This window comes from Geodermatophilus obscurus DSM 43160, from assembly GCF_000025345.1.
GTDB classification, from domain to species: domain Bacteria; phylum Actinomycetota; class Actinomycetes; order Mycobacteriales; family Geodermatophilaceae; genus Geodermatophilus; species Geodermatophilus obscurus.
Genome location: NC_013757.1, coordinates 657,989 through 682,458, shown reverse-complemented (window position 1 = coordinate 682,458; position 24,470 = coordinate 657,989). Strand labels below are relative to the sequence as shown.

Genomic DNA, 24,470 nt, shown 5'->3' with positions numbered 1-24,470 from the left:
TAGTCGCGGACTCCGACCCTCCGTCGGTGCACGACCCGTTTCGGAGGAGAGGAGCTGCCCGGTCCAACCGATGGTCCCGGACGGGTGTTCCGCTCCTGTTACGCCCACAGCGGACGGCACACCACTGATGGCCGCGCCCCGCCCAGGACGGTGGTCCGGTCCGTCCCCGCCCACCGCGGACGGCGCCTCGCGGGTCCCGACGGGAGCGGCTCCCGGCAGGCCCGGCTCAGCAGGTGAGCGCGAGGCAGACCCAGCAGAGCGGCCACTCCTCGTCGCCGTCGTCCGGCCACACCCAGAGGGCCGGGTCGAGCAGGGTGACCGGCGCCAGGCAGAGGGCCCGGCCGGCGACCAGCCCCGCGTCCCCGACCGCGTGCAGCCGGCTGGGTGCCGGCCCGCCCCAGGGCGAGCGCGGTGCCTCGGCGTCCACGCCGACGGTCCACCGGTCCTGACCGGGGATGGCGGAACGGCGTCCCGCTGTCGACCAGGGCCCCTCCACGGTGCTCACTCGACGACCAGCCGCACGCCGTCGGTGGCCAGCGCGTCGGCGAGACCTGCGAGCAGCTGCCTGGCGTCGTCGTCGACGGTCGCCAGGGGCTGGAGGCGGACGGTCACCTGCCGGTGCCCCTGGCGCTGCAACGCGACGATGCTGCCGCAGAGCAGGTCCGCGGAGAGGACGTCGAGGTGTCCCCGCGCCCGGATGACGCCCTGGCGCTGGTCGAGGCTGGCGGTGAAGCTCGGGGCCTGGGGGCTCGGGTCGACACCCCCTCGGCCGATGGCGGCCGCTGGGCCGCGTGGAGCGGTGGTCTCGGCCGCGTCCTGGCTCATGGCGCAACCGTCACGAATCAGTCCGAAACGCCCTAGGGTCGAAAGTCCCTGCCCCCGGCCGCCGGTGACGCGGCGTGAGCAGGTGACCGCGGTGCGGACGACGGCGGCCCGGCACCCTCAGAGAGGGTGCCGGGCCGTCACCAGCTGTGCTGTGCCCCCGTCCAGAGGCTCACCGCGAGCGTGCGAGCGGTGGTGCCAGGGGTAGCGCGGCCCCGTTCAGAGGCTCTCCCTGAGCTTGCGAAGGGTGAGAGGAACGGGGTCCTCTTTCAGTGCGCGGCTTCGTAGGCCTCGACGACGCTGGCCGGGATGCGCCCGCGGTCGCTGACCGCATGACCGTTCTTGCGCGCCCAGTCGCGGATCGCGCCGGCCTGCTCGCGGTCCATGCGGCCGCCGCCTCCGGTGGCCCGCGACCGGCCACCGCCGGAGGCCCGGCCGCCGCCGCGACCGACCTTGCGCGCGGCCTGCACATAACGGGAGAACGCGTCTCGCAACTCCTGCGCGTTCTTCTCCGACAGATCGATCTCGTAGTTCGTGCCGTCGAGCGAGAAACTCACCGTCTCGTCCGCGGGCACGTTCTCGTCGAGGTCGTCACTGAGGATGACCTGCACCTTGCGCGCCATTAGCTCTCCACTCCTGCACCGCTCCGCAGAACGGGGGACCTCCGCCCCCGAGCTCGCAGCCCTTTTATCTGTCGGACAGGACCATAGACCATTCACGGCACGGAGAAACACATCCCCCGCACAATGGAGTGAGAGAGGGCGCTGCCCGGATCAGGAGGAGAGCGGCCGCACCAACGGAAAGAGGATGGTCTCCCGGATGCCCAATCCGGTGAGCGTCATCATCAACCGGTCCATGCCCATCCCCATGCCACCGGTCGGCGGCATGCCGTACTCCAGCGCCTCCAGGAAGTCCTCGTCGAACGCCATCGCCTCGGGGTCCCCCTCGGCGGCCAGTACGGCCTGCGCGACCAGGCGCTCACGCTGCGCCACCGGGTCGACCAGCTCGGAGTACGCCGTCGCGCGCTCCACCCCGGCGATGTAGAGGTCCCACTTCTCGGCCAGGCCCGGCTGCGACCGGTGTGCACGGGTCAGCGGGGAGGTGTCCAGGGGGTAGTCAACGACGAAGGTCGGCTCCTGCAGCGAGTCCTGGACCAGCGCCTCGAACAGCTCCTCGACGACCTTGCCCGGGATCCACGCCGGGTCGACGCCGACGTCGTGGCGCGCGGCGAGGGCGCGTAGCGTCTCCAGCGGCGTCCCGGGGGTGACCTCCTCGCCGACGGCGTCGGAGACCAGCGTGTAGAGCGGCACCTGCCGCCACTCCCCCGACAGGTCGATCTCGGTGCCGTCGTTGTGTCGCGCGACGTGGTCGCCGAACAACGCCCCGCAGCACTCCTGGGTCAGTTCGCGGGTGAGTGTCGCCATCGCCTGGTAGTCGGCGTAGGCCTGGTAGGCCTCGAGCATCGCGAACTCCGGCGAGTGGGTGCTGTCCACCCCCTCGTTGCGGAAGTTGCGGTTGATCTCGAAGACGCGTTCCAGCCCGCCGACGATGCACCGCTTGAGGAACAGCTCCGGTGCGATGCGCAGGTACAGGTCGAGGTCGAATGCGTTCATGTGCGTGCGGAACGGCCGCGCGGCGGCGCCCCCGTGCACGGTCTGCAACATGGGCGTCTCGACCTCGAGATAGCCGCGCGTGGCCAGTTCCCGTCGCAGCGTCGCCATCACCGTGGCGCGCTGACGGACGGTCCGGCGCGCCTCGTCCCGGACGATGAGGTCGACGTACCGACGGCGGACGCGCAGTTCCTCGCTCATCGGCTTGTGCGCCACCGGCAGCGGCCGCAGCGCCTTGGCGGTCAGCTGCCAGGAGTCGGCGAAGACCGAGAGCTCGCCGCGCCGCGACGTGCCGACCTCGCCCTCGACGAACACGTGGTCGCCGAGGTCGACGTCGGCCTTCCACGCGGCCAGCGACTCCTCGCCGACCCGGTCGAGTGAGAGCATCACCTGCAGCTCGGCGTCGCCCTCGCGCAGCGTCGCGAAGCACAGCTTGCCGGTGTTGCGGACGAAGATGACCCGCCCGGTGACGCCGGCGCGCTCGCCGGTCATGGTGTCCGGCTCGAGGTCGGGGTGCTCCGCCCGGACCTCCGCCAGGGTGGTCGTGCGGGCGACGGCGACCGGGTAGGGGTCGACGCCGGCCTCGCGGATGCGGTCCAGCTTCGCCCGGCGCACCCGGAGCTGTTCGGGGAGTTCGTCGTCCGGCGGCAGGACCGTGCCCGACTCCGCGCCCCGTCCCGCTCCTCGCTCGTTCCTCGCAGCGATGCCCGCGGGGGAACGGCCGTCGTCGGGCGGTGGTACCTCGGTCACGGGTCGCCACCCTACGGGGAGGCCGATCTCCGGGTGGGCGGGGAACGGAGGCCGGCCTCGTGCCGCTCGAACGCCAGCCGCAGCCCGTGCACGGTGAGGTCGGGCTCCCGCTCGCCGATCGAGCGGCAGCTGTCGGCCACCAGGGGCGCCAGCCCACCGGTGGCGACGACGACCGGCGCGGCGCCGAACTGCGCGACCAGCTCGGCGGCGATCCGGGCCACCAGCCCGTCGACCAAGCCGGCGAAGCCCAGCACCAGGCCCGACTGCAGCGCCGCGACGGTGTTCTTGCCGATCGCCTGCGGCGGCACGGTCAGCTCCACCGAGCGCAGCTGCGCCGCGCGGGCGGCCAGCGCCTCCAGGCTGACCTCGACGCCGGGGGCCAGCGCGCCGCCGAGGAACTGTCCGTCGGGGCCCACGGCGTCGACGTTGGTGGAGGTGCCGAAGTCGACGACGACGACCGGACGCCCGCCGCCGTCGGGACGGCGTCCGTACAGCTCGTGGGCGGCCAGCGCGGTGACGACGCGGTCGGCACCGACCTCGCGCGGGTTGTCCACGTGCAGCGGGACGCCGGTCCGCACGCCCGGTCCGATGAGGACGACCGGCACCTCCAGGGAGTCCAGCAGCGCGCGCAGCGCCGGGAGCAGCGCGGGCACCGTCGAGCAGGCCGACACCCCGGTCACCTCGGTGTCGCGCAGCAGCCCGCGCCAGAGCATGCGCAGCTCGTCGCTGGTGGCCCGCGGCGCGGTGGTCACCCGCCAGCAACCAACCCGGCGCGGACCGTCGAAGGTGGCCAGGACGGTCTGGCTGTTGCCGACGTCGACGGTGAGCAGCACCGGTCAGCCCGCCCGCAGGTCGAGCGCGAGGTCGAGGATCGGCGCGGAGTGGGTGAGCCCGCCGACCGACAGGTAGTCGACACCGGTCTCGGCCACCGCCCGGGCCACCTCGAGGGTCAGCCCGCCGGTGGCCTCGAGCTCGGCCCGCCCGCCCACCAGGGCGACGACCTCGCGCAGGACCTCCGGCGGCATGTTGTCGCACAGCAGGAAGTCCGCGCCGGCCTCGACCGCCTCGACCGCCTGCGCGGGTACGTCGACCTCCACCTGCACCACCACCCGCGGGGCCCGCTCACGCACGGCGGCGACGGCCGCGGCCACCGAGCCCGCGGCGGCGACGTGGTTGTCCTTGACCATGGCGACGTCGTAGAGCCCCATGCGCTTGTTCGACCCGCCACCGCAGCGGACGGCGTACTTCTCCAGCGGCCGCAGGCCGGGCGTGGTCTTGCGGGTGTCGAGGACGACGGCGCCGGTGCCCTCGACCGCGTCGACCCACCGGCGGGTGAGCGTGGCGATGCCGCTGGCCCGGCCGGCGATGTTCAGCGCGCTGCGCTCGGCGGCCAGCAGCGCGCGCACCGGCCCGCGGACGGTCAGCAGCACGTCGCCCCGGACCACCCGGTCCCCGTCGGCGGCGCCCGCGGTGAGCGTGGCGCCGGGGGCGAGCCGGGTGAAGACGCGCGCGGCCACCGGCAGGCCGGCGACGACGCCGTCGGCGCGGGCCACGAGGTCCGCGGTGCCCAGCTGCGCGGCCGGCACGGTGGCGGCGCTGGTGACGTCGTGCGCGACGGCCAGGTCCGGGGCGCTGGGCAGGGGTGCGCCGCCGGTGAGGTCCTCGACCAGGGTGCGCTCGACCAGCTCGGCCACCCACTGCTCCGACAACCCGGTCCCCGTCAGGTCACGGGGGTCGGTGGCCGCGGTCACCACGGCTGCACCACCGGCGTCCCCACCGGGCGGCGGGTCACCTGCAGGGAGCCCTCCTCGCCGAGCCGCACGTCCAGGTGCACCTGCCAGTCCTCCTCGGTCCCGGGGTGGTCCTCGCGCCAGTGGCAGCCGCGGGTCTCCTCCCGGGCCGCGGCCGCGGTGGCGAGCGCAGTGGCGACCGTGAGCAGGTCGGTGGCCTCCCAGCCGGCCACGCCGGGGGCTGCGTCCGTGTCCAGCCCGGCGGCCAGGGCGGCCAGCCGGCCGGTCGCCTCGGCCAGCCCCGCCCCGCCGCGCAGCGCGCCGACGCGGGCCGACATCGTCTCGGTGACCGCACGGCGGCCCTCGGGGCCGAGCAGCCCGGACGGCGCGGTGTCCTGCGGCCCGAGGGGCGACGACGGCGGCAGCCGCTCGGCCAGCTCCGCGCCGATGCGCGCGGCGAAGACCAGCCCTTCGAGCAGCGAGTTCGACGCCAGCCGGTTGGCCCCGTGCACGCCGGTGCAGGCCACCTCCCCGCAGGCGTAGAGGCCGGGCACCGTCGTCCGCCCGGCCAGGTCGGTGACCAGGCCACCCGAGGCGTAGTGAGCCGCCGGGGTGACCGGGATCAGCTCGGTGACCGGGTCGATGCCGGCCGCGCGGCAGCTCGCCACGATCGTCGGGAACCGCCGGGCGAGGTCGGGGACGCCGCGCGCGTCGAGCTCCACGTGGTCGACGCCGTCGCGCAGCTGGACCCGGGTGACGGCCTTGGCGACGACGTCGCGGGGGGCCAGCTCGGCCAGCGGGTGGACGCCGACCATGAACCGCTCCCCTGACCCGTCGCGCAGCACCGCGCCCTCGCCGCGCAGTGCCTCGCTGACCAGCGGCTGCTGGCCGCGCGCACCCGGGCCTCGGTAGAGCGAGGTCGGGTGGAACTGCACGAACTCGAGGTCGGTGGCGACGGCTCCGGCGCGCAGCCCGAGGGCCACGCCGTCCCCGGTGGAGACCGGCGGGTTGGTGGTCGCGGCGTAGACCTGCCCCATGCCGCCGGTGGCGAGCACGACCGCTCGGGCGCGTACCGCGCCGACGCCGTCGGCGCTGCCCTCGCCCAGCACGTGCAGGGTGACCCCGGCGGCGCGGCCGGCGGCGTCGGTGAGCAGGTCGAGCACCATCGCGTGCTCGACGAGCGTGACCCCGGGGTCGGCCCGGACGGCGTCCTGCAGCGCGCGCTGCACCTCCGAGCCCGTGGCGTCGCCGCCGGCGTGCACGATCCGGTCGGCGGAGTGCCCGCCCTCGCGGGTGAGCAGCAGCGTGCCGGCGGGGTTGCGGTCGAAGGCGGCGCCCCAGCCGATCAGCTGGCGCAGCCGCTCGGGGCCCTCGTGCACGAGCACGGAGACCGCCGCGGGCTCGCACAGCCCCACCCCGGCGACCTCGGTGTCGCGGGCGTGCGCCGCAGGGCTGTCGGCGGGGTCGAGCACGGCGGCGATGCCGCCCTGCGCCCAGCGGGTCGACCCGTCGTCCACCCGGACCTTGGTGACGACGGCGACCGACAGCCCGGCCGCCCGGGCGTGCAGCGCGACGCACAGCCCGGCGATGCCGGAGCCGACGACGCAGACGTCGGCCACGAGCTCCCAGCCGGGCGCCGGCGCGGTCAGCCGCACCGGCAGCCCGGTGACGCGCCCGGCCGCCAGCGTGCTCACCGGACGGGCACGCCCAGGTCGCTGCGCTCCTGGTCCGGAGCACCGGGAACGGGCGCCGAGGGGTCGCCGCCGAGCTCGACGACGCGGTTGGCGGCGTCGACGTGCACGACCCTCGGGACGGAGGACTTCGCCTCGGTCTCGTCCATCAGGCCGTAGCTGATCAGGATGACCAGGTCGCCGGGGTGCACCAGGTGCGCGGCGGCGCCGTTGATGCCGATGACGCCGCTGCCCCGCTCGCCGGGGATCACGTAGGTCTCCAGCCGCGCGCCGTTGGTGACGTCGACGATCGCGACCTGCTCGCCGGGGATGAGGTCGGCGGCGTCGAGGAGGTCCTCGTCGATGGTCACCGAGCCCACGTAGTGCAGGTCGGCCTGGGTGACCGTCGCACGGTGGATCTTCGACTTGAGCATCGTGCGCATCATCGCGGGTCTCCCAGCTGGACGTCGGTGTTGTCGATGAGTCGGGTGCTCCCGGCGCGGGCGGCGACGAGCAGCCGGGCCGGGCCGGCGGCCGGCGGTGGCCCGAGGTCCGGATCGGTCAGCTCCAGGTAGTCCTGCAGCAGGTCGGGCGCCTCGGCGAGGACGGCGGCGGCCGCGGCGAGGACGGCGTCCGCGCCGTGCGGGCCGGCGGCCGCCCCGGCGCGCAGCGCGCGCGAGAGGGTGGCGGCGGTGGCCCGCTGCTCCGGCGAGAGGTAGCGGTTGCGGGAGGACAGCGCCATGCCGTCGTCCTCCCGGACGGTGGGCACGCCGACGACCTCGACGCCGAGCGCCAGCTCGCGGGCCATCGCCCGGATGAGCGTGAGCTGCTGGTAGTCCTTCTCGCCGAAGACGGCCAGGTCCGGGCGGACCAGGCCGAACAGCTTGGCGACGACGGTCAGCACGCCGGCGAAGTGACCGGGGCGGACGGCGCCCTCGAGCACGTCGCCCAGCGGGCCGGGGTGGACGGTCACACCCACCGCGCCGGGTGGGTAGACCTCCTCCACCGGCGGGTGGAGGACGACGTCGGCGCCCTCCTCGGCCAGCGCGGCGAGGTCGGCGTCCCAGGTGCGCGGGTAGCGGTCGAAGTCCTCGCCGGGGCCGAACTGGGTCGGGTTGACGAAGACCGAGACGACGACGCTGCCGGCCCGCTGCCGCGCGGCGCGGACGAGGGCGCGGTGCCCCTCGTGCAGGGCGCCCATCGTGGGCACCAGCGCGACGGGGCCGGGCAGCTCGGCGACGAGGACGCGCAGCTCGGCGACGGTCTCGGCCACCGCTGGGCCCGCCGGGGCGGTGGGGCGGGCGGACGACACCGCGGTGGGACGGGTGGACGCCGCCGCGCTCACCGGGAGCCCGCCGGCGGGACGGCCACGTTCAGCCCTCCGCTCGCTCGCTCGCGAGGGAACCCGGGACGTGGCCGTCGAGCAGCTCGACGAGCGGGGCGCCCTCGTGCCGCTTGAGCCGGCCGGTCGCCAGCGCCCGTTCCGTGGTGCGCTGGGCGAGCGCGACGTAGGCCGCGACCGAGTCCGGCGCCCGCTCGGTGAGGGTGTCCAGGTGCTGCCGCACGGTGCCGACGTCCCCGCGGCTGACCGGGCCGGTGAGCCCGCGGTCGCCGCGGCGCAGGCCGTTGTCGAGGGCGGCCGTGAGCAGCGGGGCGAGCACCCGGCCCGGCTCGGCGACGCCCGCGGTGCGCAGCAGGTCCGCGGCCTCGGCGACCAGCGTGACCAGGTGGTTGGCGCCGGTGACGAGGGCCGCGTGGTAGAGCCCGCGGTCGGCCTCGGCGACGAAGAAGGGCTCGCCGCCCATCTCCAGGACCAGGGCCTCGGCCACCGGACGGTGCTCCGGCGCGCTGGTGACGCCGAAGGGGGCACCGGCGAGGCGGTCGGCGTCCTCGGGGGCTCCGGTGAAGGTCATGGCCGGGTGCAGCGCCAGCGGCAGCACGCCGGCCCGCGCGGCGGGGGCCAGGACGGCCAGGCCGTGCGCCCCGGAGGTGTGGAAGGCCAGCTGGCCGGCCCGCCAGACGCCGGTCTCGGCCAGCCCGGAGACCAGGCCCGCCAAGCTGTCGTCGGGGACGGCGAGCACCACGAGGTCGGCGGCGGCCACGACCTCGTCGGTGGGCAGCAGCGGCACGCCCGGCAGCAGCCGGGCGGCGCGTTCGGCGGAGGCGGTGGAGAGGCCGGCGGCGGCGACCACGTCGTGGCCGGCGGCGGTGAGGGCGGCGCCGAGGACGGCGCCGACGCGCCCGGCGCCGACGATGCCGACGCGGAGGCGGGCGGGAGCGGTGTCCGCCGGGGTCAGACCGGCAGCGCGGAGCGTCCTGCGAGCAGCAGGCATCGGTGCACCTCTCGTTCCAGTCCCTCGCGGGTACCGGACTCGTGGTCGCGGACTCCGCCGTTGGAGCCCGTCGGGTGTTGCGGTCCTGCGGTGGTGCTGACGCGTGCCCCGCTGCGACCAGGTGTGTCACGCGGGTGTCGCGTCGAAGGCGAGTGTGTGACCGGTTCGGGACCTCTGCAACGTCTCCCCCCTGTGGTGTGGGTCACCTCCCGAGCCACCTACGGTGTCCGACGGCAACGCGGACGCACGGCGGGAGGACACCGGTGGGCACGCTCGAGGGACGGACGGCGCTGGTCACCGGCGCGAGCCGGGGCATCGGCCTGGCGATCGCGCGGAGCCTGGTCGCGCGGGGCGCGCGGGTCGTCGTGACCGGGCGCAAGCCGGACGCGCTGGCCGAGGCGGTGACCGCACTGGGTGGCCCGGGGGTGGCCGTGGGCGTCCCCGGCAACGCGGGGGACGCCGAGCACCGGGCCGAGGCCGTGCGCACCGCCGTCGACACCTTCGGCAGCCTGGAGGTGCTGGTGGGCAACGTCGGCATCAACCCGGTCTACGGCCCGCTGGTCGACCTCCCCCTGGACGGCTTCCGCAAGATCCTCGACACCAACGTCGTCGGCACGCTGGGCCTGGTGCAGGAGGCGTGCGGGCGTGGATGGCCGAGCACGGCGGCTCGGTGCTGGTCGTCGCCTCGGTGGCCGGGCTCAAGGCCTCGCCGATGATCGGCGGCTACGGGGTGAGCAAGGCGGCCCTGGTCAACCTGGTCACCCAGCTCGCGGTGGAGCTCGGACCCAGGGTGCGGGTCAACGCGGTCGCGCCCGCGGTGGTCAGGACCCGCTTCGCCGGGGCGCTCTACGAGGGCCGGGAGGCCGAGGCGGCGGCTCAGTACCCGGTGGGCCGGCTCGGCGAGCCCGAGGACGTCGGCGAGGCCGCGGCCTACCTGCTCGGTGACGGCGCGGGCTGGGTCACCGGCCAGACCCTGGTGCTCGACGGCGGCGCGCTGTCCCGCGGTCCCGCCTGAGAGAGGACCCCCGCCGTGGAAGGACCCGTCCTCCCCACCCCTCGCGAGCTCGGGGCGGGACCCGGGACGGGGCCACGTCGGGCCCCGGCAGGAGGCCGTTCAGCTGCGGCCGAGCACCCGCGCCAGGACGTCGTCGCTCCCGCCGTCCTCGCGGTAGCGGCGCCGGCGGCGACCGCCGGACGGCGGGGTGAGGCCGCCCTCGGCGAGCAGCTCCGCCAGCCGCCTGGCCGATTCCTCCTCCACCGGGGCGGAGCCCTCCAGCGGAGCGAGGGCCGCGGCCGTCGGGACCGGCGCCGCGAGCCCGGGGACCGGCGGGCGTTCCCACTGGGCGACCGGGCGCTCGTCGGTCAGCTGCTCGGCGGGCACGGCCACGGCGAGGGGGTCGTCGGTGCGGCAGCGGGGCGGGTCGGGCTCGGCGTGCGGCGGGGGTGCCGCGTCGAGCAGCGACCGGCGAGCCGGCCAGTCCCGCGGGGGCGGTGGTGCGACCGGCCGCTGGGGCTCGACGCGGACCTCTTCCGGCCGGCGGGTGCCGGGGGCCGGCTCGTCGACCCGGACGGCCGGCCGCGCGGCGGTCAGCTCCGACGCCGGCCGGTCCGAGCCGTCGGCCTCGACGGTGTGGGGAGCGGCCGGTTCCGGTGCCACGGGGGCCGTCCGGGTGGTCTGGGTCCGCAGCATGACCCGCTCGACGAGCATCTCGCCGGACAGCTGCTCGGTCAGCTCGCTGCGCAGCCGGCCGACGTCGGTTCGCAGCTCGGCCAGGGTGGTGCGCAGCTCGGCGAGGCCGGCCAGCTCCCTGCGCAGCTCGGCGAGGCCGGCGAGCTCCCCACGCAGCTCGGCCACCTGGCTCATCTCCCGCCGTAGCCCGGTGACCTGGGCCAGCTCGGTGCGCAGCGCCTCGAGCTCGGCGCGCATCGACGGCTCGGCGGTGCGCCGGAGGTCGTCCACCCGGAGCTCGTGCTCCCGGCGGGCCGCGGCCTCGCGCCCCAGCTCCAGCTCGTGGGCCAGGCGCAGCTCGGCCTCGCGCTCGGCGGCTGCGAGCTGCTCCCGGGCCGGCAGGGAGACGTCAGCGGTCGAGCGGGACCTGACCAGCGCGGCGAGCACGAACGCCCAGGCCGCGGCGCCGACGGCCAGGCGCAGCACCCGCGGGTCCTCGGTGATGAAGACGACGACGGTGGCCGCGACCGCCAGGCAGAAGCCCGCGACCAGGCCCGCGGTGCGCACTCCCGCGGGATCCGGTCCGGGAGGGGGCACCGACACGCCGTCCCGATCCCCCCGCATGGCGCACAGGGTAACGCTGCGGAGGCCTCCGACCACGGAACGGATCGTCGAACGCGTGGAAACGCCCCGACCCCGACGTTCAGGGACCCGCGTTCAGAAGCCGGCACCCCAGTGGATGGCGACGTCCTCCGGCGTGAGCTCCCGGTCGTACACGGACGCCTCGTCCAGCCGGCCGGAGAGAAACGCCGCTCCCGGCCGGGTGGCAAAGGCGCTGTAGTCGCCACCACCACCCCAGCGCCAGAAGCCCGTGCGGGGCGAGGGCGTCGTGGACGACACGTCCTCCCCCACCAGCACGCCGTCGACGTACAGCCGCATGCGCCCACCGGCGCTCATGGTCGCGGTCACCAGGTGCCACGCACCGTCGCGGTGGTCGCGTGCGGTGAGGACCGTCCGCTGGGGGGTGCGGATGCTGAAGGCCAGGTTCCCGTTGGCGGTCAGGTGGACCGCCCAGTCCGGGACCGTCGAGGTGCCCGTCTGGGTGGGGCCGAAGCTGGCCAGCGGCCCGGTTCCTCCGGAGGAGTTGAACCACACCTCGGTGGAGAAGGCGGCGGGCGTGGTGCGGCTGGCGCCGGTGGAGATGTCGTTGACACCCCTGAGCCTGACCGCGGTCCCGGTGGTCGTCGTCCCGGTGGGTGCCCCGGTCACTCCCAGGTCGGGGTAGCTGGAGAAGGTGCCGTCGCGGGCGTTGGGCGAGGCGTCGACGACGGCGCGGGCCTCGGGCCCGGGGACGTCATCCAGCTGCCAGTACAGGTGCAGGGCCGGGAACGCCTTCACCGACGTCGCGTAGGTGCCGGCGACCGTGCCCTTGCCCATGTCGTAGTGCTTCTTGACCTCGGTGGCGTTCAGCACCCCGGCGTAGACGGCGACCTCGTCGATGTCGCCGGACCAGGTGTCCGGCGCCGGGCCCTCCAGCTCCTGAGCCGGGTCGGGGTTGATGACGTCGGTCGTGATCGGGGCGGTGCCCACCCGCCAGCGCCCCGCCACGGTCTGCGGCCAGGTGCCGCACAATCCGCGGTCGTAGGCAACGGTGCCGTCGACGTAGACGAGCACCTGGGTCCCGTCCGAGCCGCAGGGGACACTGCCGGGCTGGCCGCTGGGGTCGATCACCGCGACGAGGTGGTGCCAGGCCGGGCTGGCCCGGTCGGCGGAGGTCCAGGCCTTCGGGTCGGCGGCGTCGTACCCGCACACCTCCTGCAGGGTGGTCGCGGGGTCCAGGGTCAGGCCGACGCAGACCTGACCGCGTTCGTTGACGTAGAGCTGGGTCCTGCCGGGGGTCGCGGAGGAGCCCTCGGGGAGGAGACTCACCACCGCCCCGCCGTGGCCGGTGCGCACCCAGGCCTCCAGGGTCAGCTTCACCGGAGCCGTGTTGGCGCCGGTGACGGCGCCCGTGAGCGAGGTCGTGCCGTCGGCCGCGGCGTAGGCGCTCTCCGGGAAGTGCACGGCCCGTCGGGGCCCTCCCGCGCTCGCCGCGATCGCCCCGGTGCCGACCGAGGAGGCTGCTGCCGCACCGTTGTACGTGCCGGTGCTGCCGACGAGCGCCGCGGCGGTCCCGCTGCCGTAGGGGTCGTCGAAGGGGTGGTGGATGACGGGGCCGCTCCGCTGCACGGCGGTGCGGTAGTCGGGGAAGGCGGCCTCGGTCACCAGCTGGTTGCCCGTGCTGGCGGTGGTGCCGGTGAACGCCGCCCAGGCCCCGCCGGGTGCGGCGACGGCCAGGCCGACGGTCAACAGGGCTGCGCAGCCGGCCAGCACGGCGCGGGGCGCGGGCCGCCGCAGCCGGACACGCCCGGCTCGGAGCGGGTGGGGGTGGTGTCCGCTCATGACGGGTGCCGCCTCGCCGGGTGCCGCCGCGCCCAGCCGCCGGCTGCGGCGACGGGGGTGGCGGCACGGCGCGAGCGGGCTGCGCTCCCCCCGTCGGCCGTCGTCGCGCGGTGCTGCGGCATCGGTTCCTCGCCTCCAGGTTCGGCCGACCACGGTCCCCTGCCTCATCGGCCGGTCAGGGGACGCCCTTGAGCCGACGGGCTGCGTCAGGCGTCGGGGGTGTCGTCGCTCCGGACCTCCCAGGTGAAGGTCATGCCGACCTCCTTGCCCTGGAGCTCACTGGGGTAGGAGCCGGCGGGGAGGCTGTAGGAGATCTTGTAGGTGCGCGACCGATCCGTCGTCGCGGACGGGCGCCAGTCGCCCGCGGCGTCCCCGTTCTCGTCACCGAGGCCCGTGCCGTAACCGGAGGGGAAGGCGCCGAGGGTGCTGGTGGGGTAGGTGAACGGCGACGCCTCGAAGGTGGGGAGGCAGTCCGCGTCGGGCGGGGTGGTCAGCTCGGTCCTGGACATCTGCACCGTGATCCGGAGCGCGGCGGCGAGCGCTGGACTGCCCGTCGTGAGCGACCCGTACAGCCGCACTCCGGTGTCGGCGGTGTCGACGTTCCCGGTGTAGGTGACGGTGATGCACCTGTGTCCCGAGCTGCCGGGCACCAGCAGCCCCTCGGAGGCGGTGCTGAACAGGGCGGTGGCGCCGCGGTCGGTGCCCAGCCCGACGACGCCGGTCCCCCAGGTGTTCTGCGGGATGGCGGTCGTGTCGACGAACGCGGCGTAGGAGGAGGACCAGACCAGCGAGACGCTGGCGACCAGGCCGACGGGCACGGCCGCCGCGAGCACGGTGAGCCGCCTCGGCGCACGGGTCGCGGTCCGGGCGTGCCGACGCGGCAGTGTGGCGTGGCGGCTTCGCCGCCGGCGGCCGATGGTCACGGTTCCTCCTGTGGGCGCGTCACGAGCCCATCGGCGGCCCGCGCGCTGCCCTTGAGCCCCCTGGGCGATCAGGCGGCGGCCCCCACCCGGAGGGGGGAGTCCGAACGGGACCGGACGGGGAGGTGGAGGTGCGACAGCTGCTGTGCGCTCGCGCGCCGCCCGTCCCGGGGCGGCCGGTCGCCGACCGGCCTGACGCCTGTGAGGCCGTGTCCCCACGTGCGGGCAGCTCCCGCCGGGCGGCCGGTGTCGAGCCGGCGGGAGCGCCGGCTCAGCCCTGCTGCGCGAGCGCGCCGTCCGAGCTGAAGACCAGGCCGATGGAGATCTCGCCCTGCTGCAGAGCCGCCTTGGTGAGCGGGCCACCGGCGTCCAGCTCGCGGAAGCCGTCGAACTGCAGGCCGTAGGCCTCCTCCAGGCCCGGCTGGCACTGCGGCCGCTCGGGGCACTCGGTCGGGCCGCCGAGGACGAGCGAGCCGTCGCCGCAGGCGTCGGCGAGCTCGGACAGGGTGGCGACGCCGAGGTCGTCGGCGAAGGCCTGGGTGACGGCGAAGGCGTTCTGGTCGGCGGCCTCGGAGGGCTCGCCGAAGACCAGCCCCGCCTGCTCGGCGATCGGCTGCAGCGCGGTCAGCGTCTCCTGCACGTCACCGGTGGCCGGGCCGTCCTCGGTGGGGCCGTTGGCCAGCTCGTTCAGCTCGTCGGTCACCGTGGCCAGGTACTCCGGGAAGACCTGGATCTCCGAGCCGGAGATCAGCGCGGGCAGGTAGAGCTCGCGGTTACCGACCTCGCGTACCGAGGCGTCGAAGCCGACGGCGCCAAGGACGTCGGCGTAGACGTTCGCCAGGATCGTCGACTCGGTGAAGTTCGCGCCGCCGACGACGATCGGGCCGCTGCCCTGCTCGAGCGCGGCGGTGTCGACGTTCTCCTCGACCCAGCCCGCGGCGACGTCCTCGGCGCTCTGCCGTTCGAGGTCGACGGCGGCGTTGAGCTCGATCAGCTCCTCGGTGGTCATGGCCGCCGACACCGCGTCGAGGGCGGGCAGCAGCGCCGGGTTGGCCATCGCGGTGGCCATGTTGACCGCCGGGACGACGTTGTCCGCGTTCTGCAGCTGCTTGTCGTCCTCGAGCACGACGAGCTGGTCGTCGGCCACGGGGGCGCAGGCGTCGCCGGACGCGCCGCCGCCGCTGGCCTGGGCCCCGCCGGTGCCCGAGGAACCGGACTCGCCACAGGCGGTCAGCAGCAGCCCGGCGACGGCGAGGGGAACGAGGGTGCGTGCACGGCTGCGCATGTGGCCCGCCTTCTGTGTCCCGCGCGACCCGACGGCCGCGGCGCGTGTCTGGCGGGGAGGACCCCGCGCCCGCCATGCAACAGCCCCTCACCCCACCCGGCCACGTGCACCGGCCAGGTGTTGCCCGGTTGTTACGGAGACGCGCCGGTCCACAGGTGGAAGGACCCCGCCCCTCTCAGCCCGCGAGCTCGCGGTGAGCCCCCGGGCGAGGCCGGCCTGCGAGCGTGGGAGGCAGGAGGCGGCCCGTCCGGAGGCTCGCCGGCCCCTGCTCACCGGGTGGCGATCATGGGCGCGAGGACGCCGGAGCTCATCCGGGTGCGTGTCGGGCCTGCTCCAGGTTCGACCGGTGGGGGCCGGAGAGCCAGTCCTGATCCAGACGCGCGTCGACCGGCTCCTCTCCTCGCCGCAGCGCGTCGATGTAGGCGTGATCGGCGGCGAGACGGGCCGCCACCTGGGGACCGTCGGCAACGGCCCCGTGGCCGGGGACCAGGACATCGACGTGCCGGGCAGCCTCACCCAGCCGGTCGAGTGCCTTCTCGTAGGCGCCCACCTGATCGGGGCGGCGAGGGTCGAGGAGCGGGATCAGGACGTCGGAGAGCATGTCGCCGGCGAGCAGGACGCCACGGTCGGCGAGGAGGACCGCGGCGTGGCCGATGGCGTGTGCCTGGTGCTCGACGATCTCGCCCGGCACCGGTCCCCCGTCCGCGGGCAGCAGGGTGAGGAGCCCGATCAGCTCGAGGGATGCCCGACGCGCTCTCCGCCGCCATCCTCTGCGCCCACTCCCGGGCTCCACTGGCCGCCTGGGCGCCCGCCGGGGTGGCGTAGCGCGGCCGGTCGCCGAACCGGGAGTGCCAGAGCAGGTGGTCTCAGTGCGGATGGGTGGAGAACCCGGCGACCACCGGGATGCCGAGCCGGTCCACGTCATCGGCGGGCTGGTCCAGATCGGAACCGTCGATGCCGGGATCGACCAGGATCAGCCCATCCTCCCCGCGCACCACGATGGCATTGCTCCAGACCCACTCGCTCTGCCGGACCCAGACGCCGTCGGCCACCTGGTCCAGCATCGGTTCACTCTGTCGGGTGTCTCCGCCGGCGCCAGTTGCGACGCCCTCCGGGTCCCGGATCGCGACCGGCGGCCGTCCTCCGAAACGCACTTCCATGCCGCTGCGAGCGTGCGGAGCCGGTGGCGTCCACGCCGCAGCAGGGACCCGGCGAGGTCGTCCACCGGGAGCTGACGGGTGTCGCAGGGTGGTCGCGGTGCAGGCCACCTGCAGCCAGCCGGTCCCTGAGGTGGTGTTCCCGAGCGACGTCGCCAGGCGGTGCGCGCGTCCCGGCCGGCCGTGGGCGACCTCGACGCGCCAGGCGTGGCGGATGGGCCGGAGCACCGGCTGCTCCTCATCCCACCTGGCGTAGCCCATGACGCGCACGGTGCCCACAGACGCTTCCCCGGCAGTCGCAGCGAGCAGCCCCCGTCAGAGCGGCACGCCGGACGACGTCGGCTCCGACCGGCCGGTCCGCGCCGCCCGGACCGGGCGCAGCGGCCACCGGCGCAGGCCGGGTGTGACCGCCGTCGAGACGAGCACCAGCAGCAGCTCGGTGAGCAGCGCCAGAGCGGCCACCAGCACGGCGCCGGCGAGGATCTCGCCGTGGTCCTGCTGACCGAAGCCGAGGTTGATGATCCGCCCGAGGCCTCCTCCGCCGACGAGCGCGGCCAGGGTCGCGGTGGCGACGACCTGCACCGCCGCCGTCCGGACGCCGGTCGCGACCAGCGGCGAGGCGAGCGGGAACTCGACCCGGGTCAGCATCTGGCCGCGGCTCATGCCCATCGCCCGGGCCGCCTCGCGGACGTCACGGTCGACCTCGCGGAACCCCACGTAGGTGTTGGTCAGCATCGGCGGGACGGCGAAGGCGGCCAGCGCCAGGACGGTGCCGGTCTCGCTGAAGCCCAGCGGCGTCACTGCCAGCACGGTGAGCAGGGCGAGGGTGGGGACGGCGCGGCTGACGTTGGACAGGACGACGACCGCGCCCGCGCCGCGGCCGCTGCGGCCCAGCAGCACCCCGGCGGGGACGGCGAGGACGGCGGCGAGCAGCACGGCCAGCGTGGAGATCCGCAGGTGCTGGACCAGCAGGTCGAGGATGCCGCCCGGCCGGGTCCAGTTGAACGGGTCGTTGAGGTAGACGAACGCATCGCCGAAGGCGTTCACCGGGCCGCCCGCGTCCACGGGGTGAGCAGCCGCTCCAGGCCGGCCAGCAGCACGTCGGCGACCACCGCGAGCAGCACGCAGCCGACCGCGCCGGTGACGATCTCGGCTCGGTAGAAGTTCGCGTTGAGGCCGCCGATGATCAGCTGGCCCAGCCCACCGTTGCCGGTGATCACCCCGACGGTGACCAGCGCGACGGTCGAGACCGTGGCGATGCGCAGGCCGGCCATGAAGGCCGGCAGCGCCAGCGGCAGGTCGACCCGGAGGAACAGCCGCGCGGGGCCGTAGCCCATGCCGCGGGCCGCCTCGCGCACGTCGTCCGGGACCCCCTGCAGCCCGGCGAGGAAGTTCCGCACCAGGATGACGAGCGTGTAGACCGTCAGCCCGATCAGCACCGTGACCGGGGACAGCGCCCCGGTGAACGGTGCGAGGAAGGCGAACAGGGCCAGCGACGGGATCGTGTAGACGACCGAGCTGAACCCGAGGACCGGCCCGGCCAGCAGCCGGGTGCGCCGGGCGAGCAGCGCCAGGGGCAGCGCGACCAGCGCCCCGAGCAGCACCGCCCCGACGGTGAGCCTGACGTGCTGTCCGAGGTGGCCCACAATGGTGTCCCAGTTGTCGGTCACGTACGACGGGTCGAACCAGGGGTTCGGCGCCTCGTCCGCGGCGAGCACCGGGGTGCCCGGGCCGCTCGCCGCGCTCAGCGCACCCAGGGAGGCCACGCGTGGACGCTACTGCCGCGCCCTCGTCGCTGCGCACGGCGTCGCCGGGCGCCGGGTCGGCCGGCGGCGCCCCCGGGATCCGCCTGGAGGGGGTCAGCAAGGTGTACCCCGACGGCACCGTGGGGGTGGCCGAGCTGGACCTGACCTTCGCCGCCGGGGAGCTGTCGGTGCTGGTCGGCCCGTCGGGCTGCGGCAAGACGACGACCATGAAGATGGTCAACCGCATCATCGAGCCGACCACCGGGCGCATCCTGCTCGGCGGCGAGGACGTGACCCGGGTCGACGCCGACCGGCTGCGCCGCCGCATCGGCTACGTCATCCAGAGCGTCGGGCTCTTCCCCCACCAGACGGTGCGCACCAACATCGCGACCGTCCCACGGCTGCTGGGCTGGGACCGCCGGGAGATCCGCGACCGCGTCGAGGAGCTGCTCACCCTGGTCGGGCTGGACCCCGCCGTCCACGGCGACCGGTACCCCGCCCAGCTCTCCGGGGGTCAGCGGCAGCGGGCCGGCGTCGCCCGGGCGCTGGCCGCCGACCCCGGCGTCCTGTTGATGGACGAGCCGTTCTCCGCGGTCGACCCGGTGGTGCGCGAGCGACTGCAGTCGGAGTTCTTGCGGCTGCAGGAGACGGTGCGCAAGACCATCGTCTTCGTCACCCACGACATCGAGGAGGCGGTGCGGCTCGGCGACCGCATCGCGGTGATGAGCACCGGCGGGCACGTCGAGCAGTTCGCCCCGCCCGCGGAGCTGCTGGGCCGGCCGGCGAACGAGACGGTGGCCGACTTCGTCGGCGCCGACCGGGGGCTCAAGCGGCTGGCGGTCACCCCGATCGACCCCGCCGACCTCGAGCACCCGCCGGTGGTCGGTGTGGGCGACGGCCTGGCCGAGGCCGGGGCGGCACTGGACCGCGCCGGCGCCGGCCGGGCGGTGGTGCTGGACGTCGGCGGCCGCCCGGCCGGGTGGCTGCCCGCCGACCGGGCGTCGGGTTCCGGGACGGTCGCCTCGGCCGTCGTCCGGGATGACGCCGCCGTGCCGCTGCAGGCCTCGCTGCGGACGGCGCTGGCCACGATCCTGCAGTCCGACGCCGGATGGGTGCCGGTGCTCGACGGCGACCGCCACCTCGGCGTCCTCACCCCCGCCGCCCTGCACGCGGCGCTGCGCCGGTCGGTGCACGAGGGCGCCCGCTGAACGGGAGGTGCCGGGACGGGGCTGCCTGGTCGGGACCGATCAGGCTCGGGCGCCCGCCTGCGGTGTCTCGTCGTCGGGGGACGGCGGGATGCGGCAGACCGACTCCAGCCACAGCGCCGCTGCGACCAGCGCGGCCGAGCAGACCACCCCGACGACCCCGGTGACCGTGTCGTTCGCGGCTGCCTGCAGCCGCGACACCGACGGCCCCACGTAGAGCAGCAGACCCACCCAGATGCCGACGAAGGCCGCGCCGACGTAGGCGCTGGCCTGGGCCAGGACCGCGAGCCGGGCGACCAGCATCGGCTCGACCGGGCGGACCGGCGCGGTGCCGCGCTCGGCCGGGGGACGGCGGTCCCGCTGGGCGGCCAGCCGGGCGCGCAGCGTGCGGGTGCCGAGGAACTCGGCCACCGCGAGCACGCCGAGCGGCACCGGCAGCCACCAGCGCAGAGCCGGCAGGGAGCCGTAGCTCGCCCGCACGACCAGCCACGCGGCGACGGCGAGTCCGGCGCCGAGGACCAGCAGGTCCCGCCGGTTGACGGGTCTCACGCGCCCTCCTCGCTGGCGCTCGTCGAGCACGTTCGCGGCCTCGCTCTGCCCATGCCTGAGCTCGCACGCTCGCTCACCGGAGGTGCTCCCAGCGGACGACGGCCGCGACGTCCTCCGGTGGCAGCGCGGCCAGCAGGTCGCTCACCCGGCCGCGGCCCGGCAGCACCGCGGTGGGGTCGAGGCTGGCCCACGGAACGAGCACGAACGCGCGCTCGTGCGCGCGGGGGTGCGGGAGGGTGAGCGCGGGGTCGTCGGAGAGGACCGGCTGCCCGTCGTCCCCGGTGGCCGTGACGACGTCGACGTCGAGGGTGCGCGGTCCCCAGCGCACGTCGCGGCTGCGCCCGGCGGCCTGCTCCAGCTCGTGCGCACGGGCCAGCCAGCCGGCGGCGTCCCGGTCGCCGCGGACGACGACCACCGCGTTGAGGTACGGCGGCTGCTCGACCGGCCCCCACGGCGGTGCCTCGTACAGCGTCGAGCGGGCCACGAGCACGCCGTCGTCCTTGAGCGTGGTGACGGCGGTGCGCAGCGCGGCGGCACGGTCCCCCAGGTTGGCGCCCAGCGACAGGACCGCACGGGTCACGGGTGCTCCTCGCCGGCGCTCGTCGTCCTCGCGCCCCGGGGTGCTGTGCCCGTGCGTGAGCTCGCGAGCTCGCTCACGGCCGCTCCCGCCGGATGGCGACGGCGACGTCGTCGAAGGGGACGCCCAGGTCGGCCTCGGGCTTGTGCACGGTGATCTCGACGGCGTCGACCAGCGGGTCCTCGAGGCAGACGTCGGCCAGCCGCTGGGCGAGGGTCTCCAGCAGGTCGACCGGCTCCCCCGTCAGCACGCTGTGCAGCGCCCGGGCCAGCTCGGCGTAGTTGACCGTGCGCTCGAGGTCGTCGTCCGCGGCGGCCGGGGCGGTGTCCAGCTCGAGGACGGCGTCGACGCGGAAGGTCTGCCCCAGCCGGCGCTCGGCCTCGTACACGCCGTGGAAGGCGTGCGCGGAGAGCCCGTGGACGGCGATGCGGTCGAGGCGGGTGGACGGGTGGACGTCAGCCACGGCGCTCTCCCTCGCGGCGGGCCGCCCGGACGGCGGCGACGGTGCGGACGGCGTCGGCCGAGGCTGCGGCGTCGTGCACCCGCACGCCCCAGGCGCCGGCCTCGGCAGCCAGCACCGTGGTGGCCAGCGTGGCGGCGTCGCGCTGCTCCGCCGGGCGCAGGGTGTCGTCGGGGGCGGCGAGCAGGCGGCCCAGGAAGGACTTGCGGGAGGCGCCGACGAGCACCGGCAGACCGAGGCCGACGATCCGGTCGAGGCCGGCGAGCAGCCGCCAGTTGTGCTCGGAGCGCTTGGCGAAGCCGAGCCCGGGGTCGAGGACCAGCTGCTCGGGGGCGACGCCCGCGGCGACGACGTCCTCCACCCGGGCGGTCAGCTCGGCGCAGACCTCGGTGACGACGTCGCCGTACTGCGCGGCGGCGTACATCTCGCGGCTGTGCCCGCGCCAGTGCATGAGCACCCACGGCACGCCGGCCTCGGCGACCAGCTCGGCCATGTTCTTGTCGGCCAGTCCGCCGCTCACGTCGTTGACCAGGACGGCGCCGGCCGCCAGCGCGGCCTCGGCCACCTCCGCGCGGGTGGTGTCGACGCTGGGGCGCACACCCGCCGCGGCGAGCTCGCGGATCACCGGGACGACCCGGCCGCACTCCTCGGCGGCGTCCACCCGGTCGGCTCCGGGGCGGGTGGACTCCCCGCCGACGTCGACGTAGTCGGCGCCGGCGGCGTGCATCGCCAGTCCGTGCGCGACCGCCGCGCCGGCGTCGGCGAAGCAGCCACCGTCGGAGAACGAGTCGGGCGTGACGTTGAGGACCCCCATGACCACGCAGTGGCCGGGGCGCAGCAGCTCGGTGCGGCTCACCGGCCGTGGATGAGGCTCATCGCCTCGCTGCGGGTCGCCGCGTTGTCCCGGAAGATGCCGCGCACGGCGGAGGTGAGCGTCGTCGCGCCGGGCTTGCGGATGCCGCGCATGGCCATGCACAGGTGCTCGGCCTCGATGACGACCAGCACGCCGCGCGGCTTGAGGACGTCGGCCAGCGCGTCGGCGATCTGGCTGGTCATCCGCTCCTGCACCTGCGGGCGGCGGGCGTAGACCTCGACCAGCCGGGCGAGCTTGGACAGGCCGGTGACCCGCCCGTTCTCCCCGGGGATGTAGCCGATGTGCGCGACCCCGTGGAAGGGGACCAGGTGGTGCTCGCAGGTCGAGTACATCGGGATGTCCTTGACCAGGACCATCTCGTCGTGGTCCTCGTCGAAGGTGGTCGCCAGCACGTCGGCCGGGTCCTGCCACAGCCCCGCGAAGGTCTCGGCGTACGCGCGGGCGACCCGGTCGGGGGTGCCCTGCAGTCCGGGACGGTCGGGGTCCTCGCCGACAGCGAGCAGCAGCTCCCGGACGGCGGCCGCGGCCCGGACGTGGTCGACCCCGGTCCGCGGCAGGCTCAGCAGCAGGTCCTCGGCTTCGGCCGGGATCTCGCTCACGCGGCCTCCTCGCTGGCGCTCGTCGGACGCGTTCGCGGCGCTGCCGTGCTCATGGGTGAGCTCGCGAGCTCGCTCACCTCTGCGCGGGGGCCCCCACGTCCCCCACAGCGGTGCTGCCGTGGCCGAGGTGGCCGTTCCCGTTCTGGGCGGCCTGCTCCGCGGGGGTCAGCACCGGCGGCTGGTCCGACGGGGTGCGCTTGCCGAAGCCGTTGTACGGGGCGAGCGACGGGCGCTTGGTGACCGGCGCGCAGATGCGGGCCATGTCCTCCTTGGAGAGGGTCTCCTTCTCCATCAGCTCGAGCACGAGCTGGTCGAGGACGCCCCGGTACTCGACCAGGATCTCCCACGCCTCGTCGTGCGCGGCCTCGATGAGGGCACGGATCTCCGCGTCGATGTCGGCGGCGACGGCCTCCGAGTAGTCCGGCCGGGTGCCCATGTCGCGGCCGAGGAACGGCTCGGAATCGGTGCTCCCGTACTTCACCGCACCGAGCTTGGCGCTCATGCCGTACTGGGTGACCATCGCCCGCGCCATGGCGGTCGCCTTCTCGATGTCGTTGCCGGCGCCGGTGGTGGGCTCGTGGAAGACGAGCTCCTCGGCCGCCCGGCCACCGAGGGCGTAGGCGAGGGTGTCGATCATCTCCGACCGGGTCTGGGTGTACTTGTCCTCGGTCGGCAGCACGAGCGTGTGCCCGAGCGAGCGACCGCGCGGGAGGATCGTCACCTTGTGCACCGGGTCCAGGTTGGGCAGTGCGTGCGCCACCAGGGCGTGGCCGCCCTCGTGGTAGGCGGTGACCTTCTTCTCCTTCTCGCTCATCGCCCGCGTCTTGCGCTCCGGGCCGGCGACGACGCGGTCGATCGCCTCCTCGAGGAGGTCGTCGGTGATCACCGTGCCGTTGTTGCGAGCGGTGAGCAGCGCGCCCTCGTTGAGCACGTTGGCGAGGTCGGCGCCGGTGAAGCCCGGCGTCCGGCGGGCCACGGTCTCCAGGTCGACGTCCGGGGCGAGCGGCTTGCCCTTGGCGTGCACCTCGAGGATCCGCTTGCGCCCCTCGAGGTCGGGGCGGTCGACGGCGATCTGGCGGTCGAAGCGGCCCGGGCGCAGCAACGCCGGGTCGAGAATGTCTGGCCGGTTGGTGGCGGCGATCATGATGACGCCGCCCTTGACGTCGAAGCCGTCCATCTCGACGAGCATCTGGTTGAGCGTCTGCTCGCGCTCGTCGTGGCCGCCGCCCATGCCGGCGCCGCGGTGCCGGCCGACCGCGTCGATCTCGTCGACGAAGATGATCGCCGGGGCGTTCTGCTTGGCCTGCTCGAACAGGTCGCGCACGCGGCTGGCGCCGACACCGACGAACATCTCGACGAAGTCGGACCCGGAGATGGAGAAGAACGGCACCCCGGCCTCGCCGGCCACGGCGCGGGCCAGCAGCGTCTTGCCGGTGCCGGGCGGGCCGAACAGCAGCACGCCCTTGGGGATCTTCGCGCCCACGGCCTGGAACTTGACCGGGTTGGCGAGGAAGTCCTTGATCTCGTGCAGTTCCTCGATCGCCTCGTCCGCGCCGGCGACGTCGGCGAACGTCGTCTTCGGGGTGTCCTTGGTGACCTGCTTGGCCTTGGACTTGCCGAAGGCCATGACCCCGCGGCCGCCGCCCTGCATGGAGTTGAACAGCCAGAACAGCAGGAGCAGGAGGATCACGAACGGCAGGAAGCTGATCAGCAGGCTGACCAGGACGCTGTCCTGCGTGACGTTGGTGGTGAAGTCGACGCCCTCGCCGTTCCCCAGCCCGGAGACCAGGTCGAAGACGTCGTCGGCGGCCCCGAGCGGGTAGGAGGCGGTGATCTGGTCGCTGCCCTCGACCGGGTTGGCCAGGTCGAGGTCGAGCGTCTGTTCCTTGTCGTTGATCGTGACCCGTTCGGCGTTGCCGTTCTGGATCTGCTCCAGCGCGACCGCCGTGCGGACCTCCTGGAAACCGCCGGTGCCGCGGAACAGCGAGGAGAACGCCAGCGCCAGGAGGACGACGAGGACGACCCAGAACCACACGGAGCGGAAGATCTTCTTGCGTTCCATACACCGATGCC

Annotated in this window: 27 protein-coding genes; 3 read left to right on the top strand and 24 right to left on the bottom strand. The window is 74.9% G+C overall.

Annotated elements, in window-relative coordinates:
- Positions 1-226: 226 nt before the first annotated feature.
- The 10 genes from GOBS_RS03205 to GOBS_RS03160 form a co-directional block, all read right to left on the bottom strand.
- Complete coding sequence (locus GOBS_RS03205; RefSeq protein ID WP_012946859.1) at positions 227-427, bottom strand: hypothetical protein; 201 nt, start codon at positions 425-427, stop codon at positions 227-229.
- A 74-nt stretch (positions 428-501) separates the two neighbouring features.
- Complete coding sequence (locus GOBS_RS03200; protein ID WP_012946858.1) at positions 502-825, bottom strand: hypothetical protein; 324 nt, start codon at positions 823-825, stop codon at positions 502-504.
- Positions 826-1,091: 266 nt separating this feature from the next.
- Positions 1,092-1,445 carry a histone-like nucleoid-structuring protein Lsr2 gene (locus GOBS_RS03195; protein ID WP_012946857.1) on the bottom strand — a complete coding sequence of 118 codons (354 nt, stop codon included), beginning with the start codon at positions 1,443-1,445 and terminating at the stop codon, positions 1,092-1,094.
- 150 nt (positions 1,446-1,595) lie between these two features.
- Positions 1,596-3,182: a lysine--tRNA ligase gene (gene lysS / locus GOBS_RS03190; RefSeq protein WP_012946856.1), complete on the bottom strand. Its 1,587-nt coding sequence runs from the start codon at positions 3,180-3,182 to the stop codon at positions 1,596-1,598.
- Between the two features lie 11 nt (positions 3,183-3,193).
- Positions 3,194-4,015: a type III pantothenate kinase gene (locus GOBS_RS03185; RefSeq protein ID WP_012946855.1), complete on the bottom strand. Its 822-nt coding sequence runs from the start codon at positions 4,013-4,015 to the stop codon at positions 3,194-3,196.
- A 3-nt stretch (positions 4,016-4,018) separates the two neighbouring features.
- The gene (nadC, locus tag GOBS_RS03180; RefSeq protein ID WP_208104377.1) at positions 4,019-4,936 is read right to left on the bottom strand and encodes a carboxylating nicotinate-nucleotide diphosphorylase; all 918 of its coding nucleotides are present in this window, start codon (positions 4,934-4,936) and stop codon (positions 4,019-4,021) included.
- Complete coding sequence (locus tag GOBS_RS03175; protein WP_012946853.1) at positions 4,930-6,606, bottom strand: L-aspartate oxidase; 1,677 nt, start codon at positions 6,604-6,606, stop codon at positions 4,930-4,932. The genes nadC and GOBS_RS03175 overlap by 7 nt, the downstream gene beginning before the upstream one ends.
- Positions 6,603-7,028 (bottom strand): aspartate 1-decarboxylase, encoded by a 426-nt coding sequence (gene panD, locus GOBS_RS03170; protein ID WP_012946852.1) that lies wholly within the window; start codon positions 7,026-7,028, stop codon positions 6,603-6,605. Before panD ends, GOBS_RS03175 begins: the two co-directional genes overlap by 4 nt.
- Positions 7,025-7,855 (bottom strand): pantoate--beta-alanine ligase, encoded by an 831-nt coding sequence (gene panC, locus GOBS_RS03165; protein ID WP_012946851.1) that lies wholly within the window; start codon positions 7,853-7,855, stop codon positions 7,025-7,027. Before panC ends, panD begins: the two co-directional genes overlap by 4 nt.
- Before the next feature lie 100 nt (positions 7,856-7,955).
- Positions 7,956-8,915: a Rossmann-like and DUF2520 domain-containing protein gene (locus tag GOBS_RS03160; protein WP_012946850.1), complete on the bottom strand. Its 960-nt coding sequence runs from the start codon at positions 8,913-8,915 to the stop codon at positions 7,956-7,958.
- A 263-nt stretch (positions 8,916-9,178) separates the two neighbouring features.
- Here GOBS_RS03160 and GOBS_RS29445 point away from each other — a divergent pair, with 263 nt between their 5' ends.
- Together GOBS_RS29445 and GOBS_RS29440 are read left to right on the top strand one after the other, a co-directional pair.
- Complete coding sequence (locus GOBS_RS29445) at positions 9,179-9,631, top strand: SDR family NAD(P)-dependent oxidoreductase (RefSeq protein WP_341776445.1); 453 nt, start codon at positions 9,179-9,181, stop codon at positions 9,629-9,631.
- The gene (locus GOBS_RS29440; RefSeq protein WP_341776444.1) at positions 9,565-9,930 is read left to right on the top strand and encodes an SDR family oxidoreductase; all 366 of its coding nucleotides are present in this window, start codon (positions 9,565-9,567) and stop codon (positions 9,928-9,930) included. The genes GOBS_RS29445 and GOBS_RS29440 overlap by 67 nt, the downstream gene beginning before the upstream one ends.
- A 99-nt stretch (positions 9,931-10,029) precedes the next feature.
- Here GOBS_RS29440 and GOBS_RS03150 read toward each other — a convergent pair whose 3' ends face one another.
- From GOBS_RS03150 to GOBS_RS03120, 8 genes are all read right to left on the bottom strand, one after another.
- Positions 10,030-11,208, bottom strand: coding sequence for a DUF6779 domain-containing protein (locus GOBS_RS03150; protein WP_166487271.1), 1,179 nt, complete (start codon positions 11,206-11,208; stop codon positions 10,030-10,032).
- 93 nt (positions 11,209-11,301) lie between these two features.
- Positions 11,302-13,026: a LamG domain-containing protein gene (locus GOBS_RS03145; RefSeq protein WP_012946848.1), complete on the bottom strand. Its 1,725-nt coding sequence runs from the start codon at positions 13,024-13,026 to the stop codon at positions 11,302-11,304.
- A gap of 206 nt (positions 13,027-13,232) precedes the next feature.
- A complete protein-coding gene (locus tag GOBS_RS03140; RefSeq protein ID WP_012946847.1) occupies positions 13,233-13,949 on the bottom strand; it encodes a hypothetical protein in 717 nt (238 codons plus the stop codon).
- A gap of 268 nt (positions 13,950-14,217) precedes the next feature.
- Positions 14,218-15,231 carry a glycine betaine ABC transporter substrate-binding protein gene (locus GOBS_RS03135; protein WP_012946846.1) on the bottom strand — a complete coding sequence of 338 codons (1,014 nt, stop codon included), beginning with the start codon at positions 15,229-15,231 and terminating at the stop codon, positions 14,218-14,220.
- Between the two features lie 307 nt (positions 15,232-15,538).
- Positions 15,539-16,156, bottom strand: coding sequence for an MBL fold metallo-hydrolase (locus GOBS_RS29925; RefSeq protein ID WP_425557008.1), 618 nt, complete (start codon positions 16,154-16,156; stop codon positions 15,539-15,541).
- Complete coding sequence (locus GOBS_RS27960) at positions 16,098-16,295, bottom strand: MBL fold metallo-hydrolase (RefSeq protein ID WP_208104375.1); 198 nt, start codon at positions 16,293-16,295, stop codon at positions 16,098-16,100. Before GOBS_RS27960 ends, GOBS_RS29925 begins: the two co-directional genes overlap by 59 nt.
- A gap of 408 nt (positions 16,296-16,703) precedes the next feature.
- Positions 16,704-17,453: an ABC transporter permease gene (locus GOBS_RS03125; RefSeq protein ID WP_208104374.1), complete on the bottom strand. Its 750-nt coding sequence runs from the start codon at positions 17,451-17,453 to the stop codon at positions 16,704-16,706.
- Positions 17,432-18,154, bottom strand: coding sequence for an ABC transporter permease (locus tag GOBS_RS03120; RefSeq protein ID WP_012946844.1), 723 nt, complete (start codon positions 18,152-18,154; stop codon positions 17,432-17,434). Before GOBS_RS03120 ends, GOBS_RS03125 begins: the two co-directional genes overlap by 22 nt.
- A 2-nt stretch (positions 18,155-18,156) precedes the next feature.
- On the opposite strand from GOBS_RS03120, the gene GOBS_RS03115 reads away from it, so the two are divergent.
- Entirely contained in the window at positions 18,157-19,341 is a 1,185-nt protein-coding gene (locus tag GOBS_RS03115; RefSeq protein WP_012946843.1) for an ABC transporter ATP-binding protein, read from the top strand.
- A 39-nt stretch (positions 19,342-19,380) separates the two neighbouring features.
- Here GOBS_RS03115 and GOBS_RS03110 read toward each other — a convergent pair whose 3' ends face one another.
- The 6 genes from GOBS_RS03110 to ftsH form a co-directional block, all read right to left on the bottom strand.
- Positions 19,381-19,887: a DUF3180 domain-containing protein gene (locus GOBS_RS03110; protein WP_012946842.1), complete on the bottom strand. Its 507-nt coding sequence runs from the start codon at positions 19,885-19,887 to the stop codon at positions 19,381-19,383.
- 73 nt (positions 19,888-19,960) lie between these two features.
- Positions 19,961-20,467 carry a 2-amino-4-hydroxy-6-hydroxymethyldihydropteridine diphosphokinase gene (folK, locus tag GOBS_RS03105; protein WP_012946841.1) on the bottom strand — a complete coding sequence of 169 codons (507 nt, stop codon included), beginning with the start codon at positions 20,465-20,467 and terminating at the stop codon, positions 19,961-19,963.
- A 73-nt stretch (positions 20,468-20,540) separates the two neighbouring features.
- Complete coding sequence (folB, locus tag GOBS_RS03100; RefSeq protein ID WP_012946840.1) at positions 20,541-20,927, bottom strand: dihydroneopterin aldolase; 387 nt, start codon at positions 20,925-20,927, stop codon at positions 20,541-20,543.
- A complete protein-coding gene (gene folP, locus GOBS_RS03095) occupies positions 20,920-21,780 on the bottom strand; it encodes a dihydropteroate synthase (RefSeq protein WP_012946839.1) in 861 nt (286 codons plus the stop codon). The genes folB and folP overlap by 8 nt, the downstream gene beginning before the upstream one ends.
- A complete protein-coding gene (gene folE, locus GOBS_RS03090; RefSeq protein ID WP_012946838.1) occupies positions 21,777-22,397 on the bottom strand; it encodes a GTP cyclohydrolase I FolE in 621 nt (206 codons plus the stop codon). Before folE ends, folP begins: the two co-directional genes overlap by 4 nt.
- Before the next feature lie 73 nt (positions 22,398-22,470).
- On the bottom strand, positions 22,471-24,459 hold the full coding sequence (ftsH, locus tag GOBS_RS03085) for an ATP-dependent zinc metalloprotease FtsH (protein WP_012946837.1): 1,989 nt from the start codon (positions 24,457-24,459) through the stop codon (positions 22,471-22,473).
- Positions 24,460-24,470 lie beyond the last annotated feature (11 nt).

What these genes read in the sequence shown, in the direction of transcription:
- GOBS_RS27960 (WP_208104375.1), bottom strand. Translation starts at nt 16,295, where the DNA reads ATGCTGGACCAGGTGGCCGACGGCGTCTGGGTCCGGCAGAGCGAGTGG.
- GOBS_RS03150 (WP_166487271.1), bottom strand. Translation starts at nt 11,208, where the DNA reads ATGCGGGGGGATCGGGACGGCGTGTCGGTGCCCCCTCCCGGACCGGAT.
- panD (WP_012946852.1), bottom strand. Translation starts at nt 7,028, where the DNA reads ATGATGCGCACGATGCTCAAGTCGAAGATCCACCGTGCGACGGTCACC.
- GOBS_RS29925 (WP_425557008.1), bottom strand. Translation starts at nt 16,156, where the DNA reads ATGACGTGGACCGGCTCGGCATCCCGGTGGTCGCCGGGTTCTCCACCC.
- GOBS_RS03200 (WP_012946858.1), bottom strand. Translation starts at nt 825, where the DNA reads ATGAGCCAGGACGCGGCCGAGACCACCGCTCCACGCGGCCCAGCGGCC.
- GOBS_RS03145 (WP_012946848.1), bottom strand. Translation starts at nt 13,026, where the DNA reads ATGAGCGGACACCACCCCCACCCGCTCCGAGCCGGGCGTGTCCGGCTG.
- GOBS_RS29440 (WP_341776444.1), top strand. Translation starts at nt 9,565, where the DNA reads ATGGCCGAGCACGGCGGCTCGGTGCTGGTCGTCGCCTCGGTGGCCGGG.
- GOBS_RS03135 (WP_012946846.1), bottom strand. Translation starts at nt 15,231, where the DNA reads ATGCGCAGCCGTGCACGCACCCTCGTTCCCCTCGCCGTCGCCGGGCTG.
- GOBS_RS03160 (WP_012946850.1), bottom strand. Translation starts at nt 8,915, where the DNA reads ATGCCTGCTGCTCGCAGGACGCTCCGCGCTGCCGGTCTGACCCCGGCG.
- GOBS_RS03195 (WP_012946857.1), bottom strand. Translation starts at nt 1,445, where the DNA reads ATGGCGCGCAAGGTGCAGGTCATCCTCAGTGACGACCTCGACGAGAAC.
- ftsH (WP_012946837.1), bottom strand. Translation starts at nt 24,459, where the DNA reads ATGGAACGCAAGAAGATCTTCCGCTCCGTGTGGTTCTGGGTCGTCCTC.